The organism is Nonomuraea zeae (assembly GCF_005889725.1).
Classification (GTDB): Bacteria; Actinomycetota; Actinomycetes; order Streptosporangiales; family Streptosporangiaceae; genus Nonomuraea; species Nonomuraea zeae.
Window position 1 is genome coordinate 1 of record NZ_VCKX01000289.1, and the last position, 14,968, is coordinate 14,968.

Here is a 14,968-nt window from a genome sequence, read left to right on the forward strand (position 1 = left end):
GCCCAGGAGCCCCGGCTCCTGGGCGGCACACCGCCGTCCCGCCTCCTCCCGGGCTGACACGAGAGCACGCGTCCACCGGGCACGAGACGCAAGCCACCCTCCCGACACGGCACAGGCCATCCCCACCCGGCACGAACCGGGATTAGCCTTCCCCGCACGAGCCGAATGCCGCCCACCCGGCACTGGACCGCATTCGGCCTCCCCGCACGAGAGCTGCGTCGTCTACCTGGCATAGACCGCAAGACACCCGGCATTAGCCACAGATCACCCCTCCCGACACAGGATGCAGGTCACTCACCAGCACAGGACCGCCGCCGTCTCCCCCGCACGGCATCGGGTCATCCCGCCGACACAAGCCACAGCTGACCCTCCTGGCACGAGACGGCAATCCCCTCGCTCTCACGGGAGCGCGGGTCATCTCCCTGGGCCATGGGTCACAGGCCGCCTCCCGACACGGATTGCAAGTCCCTCTCCCGGCGCGGGACCGAAGCCAACTCCCCCGCACGGCCCCAGGTCGCCCCCTCCACAACCCCGGTCCTCAGTCACCCTCCCGGATATGAAAAGGCCCCCGGCTCACGCCAGGGGCCCGAATGTCGCCTAACTCTCAGCTGACGGTCTCGCGGTCGTGCTGGCAGACCGAGCAGCTCGTCAGCCCGGCCGCTTCCGCCGCCGCGAGTGTCATCGTCTCTACGCCCGTCTCACCTGCGCCCCTGATCAACGGGCACGCCGTGCTGTGGTAGCGGCGGGTGCCGACGATGACCTTCACAGTGCCGGGACGCGCGCTCTTGGCACCCTCGCCCCCGCCCTTGGGCCCGCTGGACTCCGCACCGCTCTTGGAGGACGAGGACGAGGCATCGGCGTCCTTGCTGCCCGTGCCCTGGGACCCCGTGCTCTGCGATCCCGTGCCCTGGGACTTCGCGGGCGTACCGGATGCCTGTGGCCTGGGCGCGACCGGAGCAGACCCGGGCTTGGCTCCGGCACCCGGCCCGCCGGGCTTGGTGCCCGGCCCGGCCGCGCCCGTCGCGCTGGACGGCGTTCTCGTCTTCTCCGGGTCTCCGCTGCTCGTGGACGGGCGTGCCGGCCCTGTCTGCCCCGAGGTCCCCGGCCTCGCGCCGGTCCCCGTGCCAGCAGGCCGCTCCCCCGAGCCAGTGCCCGTGCCCGTACCGGTGCCGGGCTTCGATCCCGCACCGGTGCCAGGACCCGTACCGGTGCCGGGCTTGGATCCGGCGCCGGTCCCAGGGCCCGAACCCGGACGGGAGGCGGAGCCCGCGGTGGGTCTGGCAGGGGAACTTGAGCCGGCACCGGTGGGCAGGGGCCCCTTGGGCTTGGCCTCCGACTCGGCCGAGGACGCGGGCCGCTCCGGCAGCACCGCGTTCTCTCCGGACCCAGCCCCCTTGGCACCCCCACCAGGACGCCCGGAAGAGGTCGCAGAAGGCCCAGCAGGACGCCCGGACGGCCCGGAGGCCGGAGGCCGGGCCTGTGGGGCGGACGAGGGCACACGCAGCTGCGGCGCCGTGTCAGACCCGGAGGTGTCGCCGGTGTCTTTGCTGGACGGCGAAGGCTTGGCCACGTCCTGGCCCGGCTTACCCGGCGACTGCGGCGGCTTGTCGCCGGCCTGCTCGGGGAAGACGGCGGTGGACGACGCGGGCGAACCGGTGGAGGCTCCGGTCGAACCACCCGAACCACCCGAACCCGCGGAGCCCGAAGGCCGCCCAGCCGACGGCCTGCCGGCCGTCTCCTCGCCCCGGCCCGGCGTCGCCTCGGACGCCTTGCCCGGCGACGGCTGCGCGCCCGGGGACGACTTGCCCGGCGATGACTGCGTGGCCGGTGGCTCGGACCTGGGCCCGGAGGAAGCCGGCCGGAAGATGGAAGTCTGTGTGCTCTCCGCCTGCTCGTCGGCATCCGACTCGGAGGAGGAGGAAGAAGAGGAAGAGGTCTTGGCCGGACCCGCGGCCGTGGCGGGCGAGCGGCCGAACCACCCGGTGGCGCCTTCCTCGTGGGAGGCAGCGGACTCCGGGCTGGGGGTGGAAGCCTTGGTGTCGGGCTTCGGCGGCGTGACCGGCGGCCGTAGGTCGCGAGTCTCCGCGGAGTTTTCCCGGCTCTCCGCCGCGAGGGCGGCGCCGGGTGCGACGACGGGCTCGGGGCCGGCGGCAGGCGGCAGCTGCCGTCCGCCGAGCGCTGCGTCTGGCAGGCACGTCGTGCAGGGCGTGAAGCCCTCCTCGCGTGCCTCCTCGTAAGTGAGCTCCTCATGATCCCGGCCGGTCAGCTGCCTGCAGCCGGGCGCGTGGTAACGCTTGCGTCCCGGGATCACCAGCACGATCGCATCCGGCGAGATGCCACTCGCCGCGGGGCGGCGCGGGGCGGCGGCGGGAACTGTCGCCGTCCGCTGCGGCGTCTGCGGATGCATCGGGGGCTGGGGATGTGGCTGCGGAGCCGTGGGGCCGGCATGGGGACCGGTCTGGGTGTACGGCAGTCCGGGCGGCATGAGCCCCTTCGGCGGGGTGGCCGGCGCAGCGGCCTGCCCACCACCTGGAAACAGCTCGTTTCGCCGCAGGAACGCCCCGATCACCAGGAACAGCGCGGACAGCACGCTGACCACGATGGACCACATGATCAGGAACGGCTTCGCCAGTACGAAGCCCGCGATCAGCAGAACCACTGCCGCGAGCACCAAACCAGCACTGATAAGGATCACAGAGGGCTCTTTCGAGTGACAGGTCCTAGTGACCCGCTACTTTACCGGCGGTCGTTGTGCGGACCGTCACCGCCGGGGAAGACACCCTGCGGAGCCTCGCCGCCGAACGGGTTGGGGCCACCGGGAAGAGGCGGCTGGCCACCCTGAGGCACGGCGTGCGACATGGCAGGAGCCTGACCCTGGGGATTGCCGGTCATGACCGGGAACCCACCGCTGCCCTCCGCGGAGACGTTGAGCTCGGCGAGCTGGTTCTCCAGGTAGAGCTTGAGCCGGCTGCGGTATTCGCGCTCGAAGCTGCGCAGCTCCTCGACCTTGCGCTCGAGCTCGTCACGGGTCTGCACCAGCGAGCCCATGGCCTGGCGGTGACGCTCCTGCGCGTCGCGCTCGAGCGTCTCGGCGCGGGCACGGGCGTCGCCGATGACCTGCTCGGCCTGGCGGCGGGCCTTGGTGAGGATCTCGTCGGCCTCGCGGCGGGCGCGGGTGACCGTCTCGTCCGCCTCGCGGCGGGCGTCGGAGATCGCCTGGTCGGCGGTCTGCTGGGCGAGGGCGAGCACGCGGGCCGCGGTGTCCATGTTGTCCTCGGCGGGAGGCATGCTCATGGCCACGGGAACCGGCTGCTGCTGCACAGGGGGCGGCTCGGGGGCCCGCATGGGCTCCGGCTGCGGGGGCGGCGGCGCCATCATCTCGGGCTTGGGCTGCTCCTGCACCGGCGCGGAGGCCATGGGCATGCTCATGCCGCCCGGCACCTTCCCGCGCAGGCACTCGGCCAGCTTGGCGCGAAGCTCCTCGTTCTCTTGGATCAGGCGGTCAAGCTCAGCCTCCACCTCGTCGAGGAAGGCGTCGACCTCTTCCTCGTCGTAGCCCGGCCGCAGCCGGGTGGTACTGAATTGCTTGTTCCGCACATCAGCGGGCGTCAGCGGCATTTTTTGGTCTCCTTGGCGCGCTTGGAGTCTGTCCGGAGGGACGGTAACCCGAAGTCACTTCAGCGCGGACACGAGTTGGATCACGACCGGCGCGACACCGGCCCGGCTCATCGCAGCGATCCCGCGATCTGAATCAAGATCAGAACCACGATGAACAGGACAGTGAAGCTTAGGTCAAAGGCCACCGTACCCAACCGGAGCGGAGGAATGAAACGGCGGAGGAACTTGAGTGGTGGGTCGGTTGCGGTGTATGTGGCTTCCGCCAGCACCAGGACGACACCGGACGGCCGCCACTGCCGGGCGAACGCCTGCACCGTCTCAAAGATCATCCTGCCGATGAGCAGCACCAAATAGAGAGACAGGACTATGACCAAGATCCTACCGACGATCCCCACGGCCCGGCCGCGCCTCCACTTCTGATGCGCCCTCCCGGTCTCGGCGAGACCTGTCGGGTGCGATAGACATACAGAGACTCTAACTCTGGTTGAAGAACCCGCGTTCCGCGATTCGGGCCTTGTCCTCGGCGGTCACCTCGACATTGGCAGGGGACAACAGGAACACCTTGTTGGTAACACGTTCGATGCTGCCGTGTAGGCCAAAGACCAGACCTGCCGCGAAATCGACCAGCCGCTTCGCGTCGCTGTCAACCATCTCGGTCAGGTTCATGATGACCGGGGTGCCGTCCCGGAAGTGCTCGCCGATGGTGCGCGCCTCGTTGTACGTGCGGGGGTGGAGGGTGGTGATGCGGGCCAGATCGGTCGTGCGGCGCTCCAGGATCGTCGTGGCGGGCCTGGGCGCGGGCACTCCTGGGTCAGCCTCGTCCTCACGCTCCTGGACGGCTACGGCGCGTTCCTCGCCGGTCCGCGGCACCTCGTCGTCGTAGGCGTACTCGTCCGTGTAGGTCTCGTACCTCTCGTAGCGGTCGTCCTCCACGAGACCGAGGTAGACCGCCATCTTGCGCATCGCGCCGGCCATCGCTACGTCGTCCTCCTGCTCATGGTCGCACTCGCTCGAGTCCGTCGCCGGGTCCGAGGCGGCAGGCGTACCCCCCTGGAGCTCACCGCTGATCGACCTCTACTTGGTCATGGGCCTGAAGACCCACTTGAGGGGACATTACCTGACGAAGGGCTTGCGACGACCGAGCAACGCCGTACCGATCCGCACGTGTGTCGCGCCGTAGGCGACGGCCTCCACGAGGTCGTCGCTCATGCCCGCCGAGATCATCGTGGCCCGCGGATGCTGCTCCTGCAGGCGCAGCGCCAGATCCCGCAGCCGGGCGAAGGCCTTGGCCGGATCCTCGCCCAGCGGCGCCACCGCCATGACGCCGCCCAGCCACAGCCCGTCGGCCAGCGCCACCTCGTCAGCGAGCTCCAGCACCTCGCCGGGACGCGCGCCGCCCCTGGCCGGATCGTCGTCGAGCGCGACCTGCAGCAGGCAGCCGACCCGGCGGCCCTGCCGCACCGCCTCCTTGCTGATGGCCTCCACCAGCCTGAGGCGGTCGACGGAGTGGATCACGTCGGCGTAGGCGACGACGGAACGCACCTTGTTCGTCTGGAGCTGCCCCACGAAATGCCAGGTCAGCGGCAGCCCGGCCAGCTCCAGAGCCTTGGGGGCGGCCTCCTGGTCGCGGTTCTCGCCGACGTCGCGCACACCCAGGTCGGACAGGATTCGCACGTCGCTCGCCGGCCGCGTCTTGGTGACGGCGATCAGGGTGACCTCGCCCCGGTCGCGCCCCACCGCGTGGCAGGCCGCCGCGATGCGCGCGTCGACCTCGGCGAGCCCGGCCGCGATCTCGTCCGTTCTCACGTCACTCTCCCTCTCACCGCCGGCGCTCTCACTACCGGCATCCTCGCGCCCGTCCGTCCGGCTCGCGCACGTCCTCTGCACAGCAGGCCACCCTTTCCTGTCCAGTGGGCCAGGTCATCGACGGAAGATCCGGTACGGCCGCACAGCCTCGCACATGACGGCGCCGCTCCCGAATCCCTGCGGGGAGCGGCGTCAGGCGGGCGGCTACTTGAGGAAGTCGGGGACGTCGAGTTCTTCTTCTTGCTCCTCGAAGATCACCCGAGGACGTTTGACGGGCTCCGACATGCGGGAGGTGATGGGCGTGGGCGGGTTGGCGGGCTCAGGCGTGGGCCGGGGGATCGAGACGGGGCCGGACGGCTCGTCGGCGACGGCTTCGTCGTCGAGCTCGATCGGCTGCACCGACTCCACCGGGCGCACCGGCTCGGGCCGCGGCTCCGGCCTGAAGTCCGCACGGGGCTCGGAACGCGGCTCGGGACGGAAGTCCGCGCGCGGCTCAGGACGAGGCTCAGGACGGGGCTCAGGACGGAATTCCGTACGCGGCTCGGGCCTGAAGTCCCCCCGGGGCTCCGAACGCAGCTCAGCGCGCGGCTCAGGGCGCACGACGGGCGGCTCGGACTTGACGCTGGGCGAGGAGACGCTCGGCCGCACGGGCGAGGAGACGGGCGGCGCGGGCGGCGGCGCCGCGGCGGGGCGGCTGGCCGGGCGCGGCAGCGGTTTCTCCACGGGCGGCGGCACGTCGTCGAAGCCCGCCGCGATCACCGTCACGCGCACCTCGTCGCCGAGCGCGTCGTCGATGACCGTGCCGAAGATGATGTTGGCGTCGGGCGCGGCCGCCATGGACACGAGCTGCGCCGCCTCGTTGATCTCGAACAGGCCGAGGTCGGAGCCGCCCGCGATCGACAGCAGCACGCCGTGCGCGCCGTCGATGCTGGCCTCGAGCAGCGGGCTGGAGACCGCCATCTCGGCCGCGGCCACCGAGCGGTCGTCGCCGCGGGCGTGGCCGATGCCCATGAGGGCGGACCCGGCGCCCGACATGACCGACTTGACGTCGGCGAAGTCGAGGTTGATCAGACCAGGGGTGGTGATCAGGTCGGTGATGCCCTGGACACCGGACAGCAGCACCTGGTCGGCCGCCTTGAACGCGTCGAGCACGCTCACCTGCCGGTCGGAGATCGACAGCAGCCGGTCGTTGGGGATCACGATCAGGGTGTCGACCTCGTCGCGCAGCGTCTCGATGCCGGCTTCGGCCTGCGAGGCCCTGCGCCGTCCCTCAAAGCTGAACGGCCTGGTCACGACACCGATCGTGAGCGCGCCGAGCGATCGCGCGATGTTGGCCACGACAGGTGCGCCGCCTGTGCCCGTGCCGCCGCCCTCGCCCGCCGTGACGAAGACCATGTCGGCCCCCTTGAGGACCTCCTCGATCTCCTCGCGGTGGTCCTCGGCCGCCTTGCGGCCCACATCCGGGTTGGCGCCCGCGCCCAGTCCACGCGTGAGCTCGCGGCCCACGTCGAGTTTCACATCGGCGTCACTCATCAGCAGCGCCTGGGCGTCGGTGTTTATCGCGATGAACTCGACGCCCTTGAGTCCCTCCTCGATCATCCGGTTGACGGCGTTCACTCCGCCGCCGCCGATGCCGACGACCTTGATGACCGCGAGGTAGTTCTGCGGTGCTGCCACGACGAGGGGCCTTTCCGCTCGTTGACTTGCAATTCGGTGCGGATTGTCTCCGCTTTTTCTCAGTTCGGGTAACTCTCAACCTCAGGTTGAGATTTAGATTTATGTCAACCTGAGGATTGATACGGACAGTAGGAGTTACGCTCCAGGCGGGTCAACTAACCGCGCCGCAAGCGCGTCCGGCGTGTCGCGGGCTGTCCGTTTCGCTCCGCAGTCACGCCTGGTCGGGGCCCTCCTCCGCCGAACATCAGGCTTACAGGCTCTCACGCCGCGCCCCCCGCCTCGCACAGGCTCGGCGGTGCTCTTGCCCCCGAGTTGCCGGACCCTGACGCGACTATCGGTATAGATCGCGATCATTTCAGGGTCACCACGTCCGGGGAGCTCACGTCGTACAGGGTGGCCCCTCTTTCGCGCTGGAGCAGCGAGGCGAGGATGCGCGCCTTCTCCTCCGGGCGGTCGGGGCCGCCCCACAGGACGGTACGGCCGTCGGACAGCTCCAGGGTCACGCCCTCGGCCGTGCCGGCCCGCACCTGTCTGACCTTGCCCGCCACGGAGGGCGGCACCGCCTGGATGACCTTGAGCGCGGCCATCATGGCGGGATCGCCCTCGGCGGGCTTGTCCACCTTCAGCAGCGGCAGCATGGGCGGCGCCACGGACTTGAGCTCGATCACCACGCCCTGCCCGTCGACGATCGCCACCTTGTCGCCCGCGGGGATCGCGGCGACCGGCTCGCGCTCGACCACTTCGATCTTGAGCGTGCCCGGCCAGACCCGGTCGACCTTGGCGGTGGCGAGCTGCCTGATGCCCAGGACGCGGGTCTCGACGTCGGTGAGGTTCACGGTGGCGAGAGGGTGGAGATCGGCCACTCCTGCCTGCTGTTTGATCCGCTCGCTCGGCACTGTGAGATTTCCCACGATCTCGATCGAGCGCACGCCGAGCACGGGCGAGAAGAACACCAGCCACGCCGCCGTGCCCACGACTCCCGCCGTGAGAAGCACCAGGAACGCCGTCCGCGCCTTCATCGCCCTCCCCTGCATGTCGGCACCGAACCTACGCCGCCGCACCGCGTAACACCGCTCGCCACGCCCAAGCGATCATCCGGATCGGGCCCGGATCGAGCAAGGAAGCGGGAGGGGGAACCGGGCCGCACGCTCAGGACAGGCGCGCCACGATCTGCGGGCCGAGCTCCGTGATGTCGCCCGCGCCCATCGTGAGCACGATGTCGCCGGGCCGCGCCCGCTCCGCCACCAGGTCGGGCACCGCCGACCGGTCGGGCGCGTACGCCACCCGCCCGGCCTCCAGCGGCACCCGCCCGGCCACCATCGCGCCGGACACGCCGGGCTCCGGGTCCTCGCGGGCGCCGTAGACGTCGAGCACGATGACCTCGTCGGCCAGCCCCAGCGCCGCGCCGAACTCGTCGGCGAAGAAGCGCGTGCGGGAGTAGAGGTGCGGCTGGAAGACCGCGATGACCCGCCCCGTGCCGGAGTAGGAGGCGACCACGTCGCGTGCGGCCCGCAGGTCGGCGGCCAGCTCGGTCGGGTGGTGGGCGTAGCTGTCGAACACCGCGATGCCGCCGGCCTCGCCCTTGGCCTCGAAGCGCCGCTTGGCCCCCGTGAAGGCCCCCAGCCCCTGCCTGATCTCCTCGAACGGCAGGCCCAGCTCGTCGGCCACGGCGATCGCCGAGGCGGCGTTGAGCGCGTTGTGCGCCCCGGGGACGGCCAGCCGCACCTCGCCCTTGCCCTCGATGCTGAACACCGTGCCGAACCCGTCGGGCCTGACCCCGCTCACGCGGTAGTCCTCGCCCTGCAGGCCGTAGGTCTTGACCCGCAGCCCGCGCTCGCGCGCCGTGCGCGCCAGCGCGGCCGCGCCGGGGTCGTCGGCGCAGGCGATGAGCAGCGAGCCGATCCTGTCGGCGAACCTCGCGAAGCTGTCGTGCACCGCCCGCGGGTCGCCGTAGTTGTCGAGGTGGTCGGCCTCCACGTTGGTCACCACGGCGATGTCGGGCGCGAGCATGAGGAAGGAGCCGTCGCTCTCGTCGGCCTCGGCCACGAACACCCGGCCCTGGCCGTCGTCGGCCCCGAGGCCGGTGGTGACGAGCTGGCCGCCCACGCAGTAGGACGGGTCGGCGCCGCTCTTCTGCAGCGCCACCGTCAGCATCGAGGTGGTGGTGGTCTTGCCGTGGGTGCCCGCGATGGCGACCGCCGTGCGCCCGGCCATGACGGAGGCCAGCGCGGCGGCCCGCGGGATGATCCGCAGCCCCTGCTTGAGCGCCTCCCCCAGCTCGGGGTTGGAGTCGCGGATGGCGGTGGAGACGACGACGGTGTCGACGTCTCTGATGTGCGAGGCGGCGTGGCCGATGTGCACGGTCGCGCCGAGCTCGCGCAGCTCGGTGACCAGCTCGGAGCTGCGCGCGTCGCTGCCGGACACCCGCACGCCGCGCTTGAGCAGGATGCGCGCGATGCCGGACATGCCCGCGCCACCGATGCCGATGAAGTGCACCCGCCCCAGATCTTCTACGGCGACGGGATCGACCAGCTTGACGAGACTCATCGGGCTATCTCCAACACTTTCCTGGCAAGCATGATATCGGCGTCCTTCCGCCCCAGTCTGGCGGCGGCCTCCGACATGACGGCGACCCGCTCTGGGTCGCGGAGGATGGGCAGCACGTTCTGAATGATCCAATCAGGTGACAGGTCGGCGTCGTCCACCAGGAGGCCGCCGCCGCCGCGCGCGATGCGCTCGGCGTTGATGCGCTGCTCGCCGTTGCCGTACGGCAGCGGCACGTAGGCGCCGGGCAGGCCGACCGCGGTCAGCTCGGCGCAGGTCAGCGCGCCGCTGCGGCACAACGCCAGGTCGGCCGCCGCGTAGGCGAGGTCCATGCGGTCGACGTAGGGCAGCAGGACGTATTGCGGGTCGCCGGGCGGCGGCTCGTGCTCGATGGTGTTCTTCGGGCCGAACACGTGCAGCACCTGCACGCCGGCCCGGCGCAGGACCGGCGCGGCGGCGAGCGCCGCCTGGTTGAGCGACCTTGCCCCCTGCGAGCCGCCGAACACCAGCAGCGTCGGCCGGTCGTTCTCCAGCCCGAACCAGGAGCGCGCCTTGTCGCCCGTGGACAGCCGGTCGAGCGTGACGATCTCGCGGCGCAGCGGGGTGCCGATGTATTCGGCCTTGGGCAGCGCGGACTCGGGGAAGCCGGAGAAGACGTGCTCGGTCAGCCGGGCGCCCAGCCGGTTGGCCAGCCCGGGACGGGGGTTGGCCTCGTGCACGACGATGGGCACCCCGCGTCTCTTGGCCGCCAGGTAGGCCGGCGTCGCGACATAGCCGCCGAAGCCGACGAGGATGTCGGCCCCGACCCGGTCGAGGATGGCGGCCGTGGCGTTGATGGCTCCCGCCAGCCTGCCGGGCACGGTGAGCAGGCTCGGAGTGATCGCCCTTGGCAGCGGCACGGCCGGCACCAGCTCCAGCTCGTAGCCCCTGGCGGGCACGAGCCGCGACTCCAGGCCGCGCTCCGTGCCGACGCAGGTGATGCCGACGCTCCGGTCAAGATGACGCAGCGCGTCCGCAAGGGCGAGCGCGGGCTCGATGTGCCCGGCCGTCCCCCCACCGGCGAGGACCACCCTCATCTCGGTCACTCCCTAACGTTTGGCTCGGCCTCTGGTCGTTCCCCCAAGGCCAAGCCAGCTTAGGGCCCGGGCGGCGGGTCCGGGGCCACGAGCGGCCAAGGCCTCCCGCGCGCCCGGTTCGCGCTTCGCGAACGACAGCAGCATGCCGAGCGCGGCCAGCGTGGGCAGCAGCGAGGATCCGCCGTACGAGACCAGCGGCAGCGGGATGCCGGTGATCGGCAGCACGCCCAGCACGGCGCCCATGTTGACGGTCGCCTGCCCGACGATCCAGGCCACCATCGCGGCGGCGGCGAGCCTGATGAAGGCGTCGTTGACCCGCACCGCGACCCGCAGCCCCGCGTACCCCAGCAGCCCGAACAGCGCCACCACCATCAGCGTCCCCATCAGCCCGAGCTCCTCACCGAGGATGGCGAAGATGAAGTCGCTCTCGCCGTGCGGCAGCCAGCTCCACTTCTGGCGGCTGCTGCCCAGGCCGAGCCCGAACCAGCCGCCGGAGCCCATCGCGATCTGCCCCTGCACGGCCTGGTAGCCGGCGCCCTGCGCGTCGGCCCACGGATCCAGGAAGGCCCCGATGCGGGCCATCCGGTACGGCTCCACCTTGATCATGATGACCGCGGCCAGCACCGCCAGCGACAGGATGCCGCCGAACAGCTTGACCGGGGCCCCCACCACCCACAGCAGCGCCAGGAAGATCATGAACAGCACCAGCGTGGTGCCCAGGTCGCTGCCGAGCATGACCATGACGGCCAGGATCGCGGTGCCGGGCATGAGCGGGATCAGCATCTGCCGCCACTCGATCTTGCCCTGGCGGGCCCGCCTGGCCAGCAGGTCGGCGCCCCACAGCGCGAGCCCCAGCTTGGCCGGCTCGGACGGCTGGATGGTGAACGGGCCGATGTAGATCCACCGCTGCGCGCCCAGCTCGGACGAGCCGATGAACAACACCATGACCAGCGCCAGGATCGACAGCGCCATCAGCGGGTAGCCGGCCCAGCGGAACACCTTGACCGGCAGCCGCGAGCAGGCGTACATGACCGGCACGCCCACCGCGGCCGACAGCGACTGCTTGATGAACCACGAGAACGGGCTGCCGGTCTTCTGCAGCGCCTCGATGCTGGAGGCCGACAGCACCATCATCAGCCCGAGCGCCAGCAGCAGCGCGCTGCACATGATGATCAGGTAGTAGGTGGTCAACGGCTTCTCGAGCAGCTCCTTCAACGCGCCGAGCTGCTCGCGCATCCAGCTGCCAGGCCCCTCCTGAGCCGCCGCGCCCGCCGGGGCGCCGCCGCGTACCCGCTCCTCAGCGCTCGCGCTCACGTCGCTGCCTCAGCTCGTGGACGGCGCGCGCGAAGGCCTCCCCCCGCGCCGGATAGTTGGCGAACATGTCAAGGGAGGCCCCCGACGGGGAAAGCAGCACGGTGTCCCCTGGCGAGGCCAGCCGGGCGGCTTCGGTGACGACTCTTTCCATCACACCAGTCTCCCGATCGGCGATGTCCACGACGGGGACATTCGGCGCGTGTCGCGCGATGGCTTCGGCGATCCTGGCGCGGTCCACGCCGAGCAGCACCGCGCCGCGCAGCCTGGGCGCCGCCTGGCGCACCAGGTCGTCGACGTCCGCGCCCTTGAGCTGACCGCCCGCCACCCACACGATCGACGGGTACGAGGCCAGCGCCGCGGCCGCGGCGTGCGGGTTGGTCGCCTTGGAGTCGTCGATGTAGTCGACCTCGCCGATCCTGTCCACGTGGGCCAGCCGGTGCGGGTCGGGCACGAAGTCGCGCAGGCCCTGGCGGACCGCCTCGGACGGCACGCCGACCGAGCGGGCCAGAGCGGCGGCCGCCAGCGCGTTGGCCACGTTGTGCGGCGCGAACGGGCGGACGTCCTCCAGCGTGGCCAGCTCCTCCGCCGCCTCGACCGGATCGGCCACGAACGCCCGGTCGACCAGCAGGTCCTCCACCACGCCGATCTCCCCGGCCCTGGGCACCCGCAGGGTGAACCCGACCGCCCCCGGATAGGGCGCGGCCAGCCTGGTCGCCTCGGGATCGTCGGCGTTGAAGATCACGGTCCCCGCGCGCTCGTAGATGCGGCCCTTCGCGGCGGCGTACTCCTCCATGGAGCCGTGCCAGTCGAGGTGGTCGGGGGCCACGTTCAGGATGGCCGCCGCGTGCGGGGCCAGCGTGCTGGACCAGTGGAGCTGGAAGCTGGACAGCTCGACGGCCAGCGTGTCGTACGGCTCCGCGACGGCGCGTACGACGGGCACGCCCACGTTCCCCACCGCCACGGCCTTGTGCCCGGCGGCCAGCAGGATCGAGGTGAGCATGCGCACGGCGGTGGTCTTGCCGTTGGTCCCGGTCAGCGCCAGCCACGGGGCGGCCTGCGCGGGCCGCAGCCGCCAGGCCAGCTCCACCTCGCCCACGACCTCGACCCCCGCCGCCGACGCCGCGGCGATCAGCGGGTGGTGCGGCGCCCAGCCGGTGGTGACGAGCCGCGTGGCGCCCTCCGGCAGGACCGGCTCGCCGAAGCGGGTCTCGACGCCGATCGCGGCCAGCTCGGTGGCGGCGGCGAGCTGCCGCTCGCCCTCGACGGACTCTAGGACCACGACGCGCTCGCCGCGCTCGGCCAGCGCCCTGGCCACGGCGACGCCGGAGACGCCGAGCCCGGCGACACAGGTCAGGCTCATCACTTGGGCATCCACTCCACGTAGAACAGGCCGAGCCCGAGCGCCGCGCACAGCATGGCGATCAGCCAGAAGCGGACCACGATGGTGGTCTCCGCCCAGCCTTTCAGCTCGAAGTGGTGCTGCAGCGGGGCCATCCTGAACACCCGTTTCCCGGTCATCTTGAAGAACCCGACCTGGATGATCACCGACATCGTGATGATCACGCACAGCCCGGCCAGGATGACCAGCAGCAGCTGGGTACGCGTGGCGATGGCCAGCCCGGCCAGCACGCCGCCCAGGGCCAGCGAGCCGGTGTCGCCCATGAAGATCCGGGCGGGCGGGGCGTTCCACCACAGGAACCCGATGAGCGCCCCGAGCACGGCGGCGGCCACCACGGCCAGGTCCAGCGGATCTCGCACCCAGTAGCAGTTGGGGCCGAGCTGGTCGATGCAGTTGTTGCGGAGCTGCCAGTTGCCGATCAGCACGTACGCGGCCAGCACCACCCCGGTGGCGCCGCTGGCCAGCCCGTCGAGGCCGTCGGTGAGGTTCACCGCGTTGGAGAACCCGACGATCATGATGAGCACCCAGATGGTGAACCCGACCAGGCCGATCGAGGGGCCGATGTCACGCAGGAACGACACGCGGGTCTCGGCGGGGGTGATGCCGTAGACGTTCGGCTGGCGGGTCACCAGGACGGCGAACACCGCGCCCACGATGAGCTGGCCGAGCGCCTTGGCGCCGCTGCGCAGGCCGAGGCTGCGCTGCTTGTAGATCTTGATGAAGTCGTCGAGGAAGCCGACCGCGCCCAGACCGGTCATCAGGAACAGGACCAGCATGCCCGACACGGTGGGGGGAGCGAGCGTCGCCAGGTGAGAGGCGCCGTACGCGAGCAGGGAGGCCAGCACGATCACCGTGCCGCCCATGGTGGGGGTACCACGCTTGCCGTGGTGGCCTGACGGGCCCTCCTCGCGGATCTCCTGGCCGTAGCCGCGCCGCGAGAACAGCCTGATCGCCAGCGGGGTGCCCAGCATCGAGAGGATGAGGCCAACCGCGCCGGCGATGATGATGTCGGTCACTGGGGGGAACCTCCGAGCACGAGCTCCGCCGTGCGCTCCAGCCCCATCGCCCGCGGTCCCTTGATCAGCACGGCGTCACCGGGCCGCAGCCAGCCGGCCAGCTCGGCGGCGGCCGCCTCGGCGTCGGGGACGTGCACGATCCGCGTCGCCTGCACCGGATACCCGCCCGCCGGCGGGCCGCCGGCCGGCGGACCGGCCATCGGCGGACCGGCCATCGGCGGCGGTCCCGGGGGCTGGTGGGGACCGGCGGCCTGGGGCGCGCCGGCATCGGGCGCCTGCCACCCGTGCGGCCCGGCCCCGTAGGACGCGGCCTCCTGCGGCGCCTGCCACCCCTGCGGCGGGGGGCCCTGCGGCGGGCCCTGAGGGAGACCCTGGGGCGGACCCGCCGGAAGACCCTGGGCCGGGCCCTGAGGCCCGCCCTGCGGGCCCGGAGCCTGCACACCAGGGGCCGGCGCGCCACCCGGAACGGGTGCCTGGCCGATGGTGGGTGGGGCGATGGCCGGGGCGCCGGACTGGAG

At 71.5% G+C, this 14,968-nt stretch carries 12 protein-coding genes and 1 pseudogene; all 13 read right to left on the reverse strand.

The features are described 5' to 3' along the window. Positions 1–604: 604 nt before the first annotated feature. Complete coding sequence (locus ETD85_RS50385; RefSeq protein WP_138696976.1) at positions 605–2,659, reverse strand: hypothetical protein; 2,055 nt, start codon at positions 2,657–2,659, stop codon at positions 605–607. A 77-nt stretch (positions 2,660–2,736) separates the two neighbouring features. Then, on the reverse strand, positions 2,737–3,618 hold the full coding sequence (locus ETD85_RS50390; RefSeq protein ID WP_138696977.1) for a DivIVA domain-containing protein: 882 nt from the start codon (positions 3,616–3,618) through the stop codon (positions 2,737–2,739). A 107-nt stretch (positions 3,619–3,725) separates the two neighbouring features. Beyond that, the gene (locus ETD85_RS50395; protein ID WP_138696978.1) at positions 3,726–4,013 is read right to left on the reverse strand and encodes a YggT family protein; all 288 of its coding nucleotides are present in this window, start codon (positions 4,011–4,013) and stop codon (positions 3,726–3,728) included. Between the two features lie 79 nt (positions 4,014–4,092). Beyond that, complete coding sequence (locus tag ETD85_RS50400; RefSeq protein WP_138696979.1) at positions 4,093–4,593, reverse strand: cell division protein SepF; 501 nt, start codon at positions 4,591–4,593, stop codon at positions 4,093–4,095. Between the two features lie 138 nt (positions 4,594–4,731). After that, entirely contained in the window at positions 4,732–5,424 is a 693-nt protein-coding gene (locus ETD85_RS50405) for a YggS family pyridoxal phosphate-dependent enzyme (RefSeq protein ID WP_138696980.1), read from the reverse strand. Between the two features lie 204 nt (positions 5,425–5,628). Further along, complete coding sequence (ftsZ, locus tag ETD85_RS50410; protein WP_138696981.1) at positions 5,629–7,101, reverse strand: cell division protein FtsZ; 1,473 nt, start codon at positions 7,099–7,101, stop codon at positions 5,629–5,631. A gap of 350 nt (positions 7,102–7,451) precedes the next feature. Next, positions 7,452–8,120, reverse strand: coding sequence for a cell division protein FtsQ/DivIB (locus tag ETD85_RS50415; RefSeq protein ID WP_138696982.1), 669 nt, complete (start codon positions 8,118–8,120; stop codon positions 7,452–7,454). 130 nt (positions 8,121–8,250) lie between these two features. After that, entirely contained in the window at positions 8,251–9,648 is a 1,398-nt protein-coding gene (murC, locus tag ETD85_RS50420) for a UDP-N-acetylmuramate--L-alanine ligase (protein ID WP_138696983.1), read from the reverse strand. Beyond that, positions 9,645–10,721 (reverse strand): undecaprenyldiphospho-muramoylpentapeptide beta-N-acetylglucosaminyltransferase, encoded by a 1,077-nt coding sequence (gene murG / locus ETD85_RS50425; protein ID WP_138696984.1) that lies wholly within the window; start codon positions 10,719–10,721, stop codon positions 9,645–9,647. The genes murC and murG overlap by 4 nt, the downstream gene beginning before the upstream one ends. A 12-nt stretch (positions 10,722–10,733) precedes the next feature. Next, on the reverse strand, positions 10,734–12,035 hold the full coding sequence (ftsW, locus tag ETD85_RS50430) for a putative lipid II flippase FtsW (protein WP_138696985.1): 1,302 nt from the start codon (positions 12,033–12,035) through the stop codon (positions 10,734–10,736). Next, on the reverse strand, positions 12,019–13,395 hold the full coding sequence (gene murD, locus ETD85_RS50435; protein WP_138696986.1) for a UDP-N-acetylmuramoyl-L-alanine--D-glutamate ligase: 1,377 nt from the start codon (positions 13,393–13,395) through the stop codon (positions 12,019–12,021). Before murD ends, ftsW begins: the two co-directional genes overlap by 17 nt. After that, positions 13,395–14,450 carry a phospho-N-acetylmuramoyl-pentapeptide-transferase gene (gene mraY / locus ETD85_RS50440; protein ID WP_138696987.1) on the reverse strand — a complete coding sequence of 352 codons (1,056 nt, stop codon included), beginning with the start codon at positions 14,448–14,450 and terminating at the stop codon, positions 13,395–13,397. The genes murD and mraY overlap by 1 nt, the downstream gene beginning before the upstream one ends. Beyond that, positions 14,447–14,968, reverse strand: a pseudogene (locus ETD85_RS65150) (hypothetical protein); the annotation flags it as partial. The gene mraY and the pseudogene ETD85_RS65150, both read right to left, overlap by 4 nt.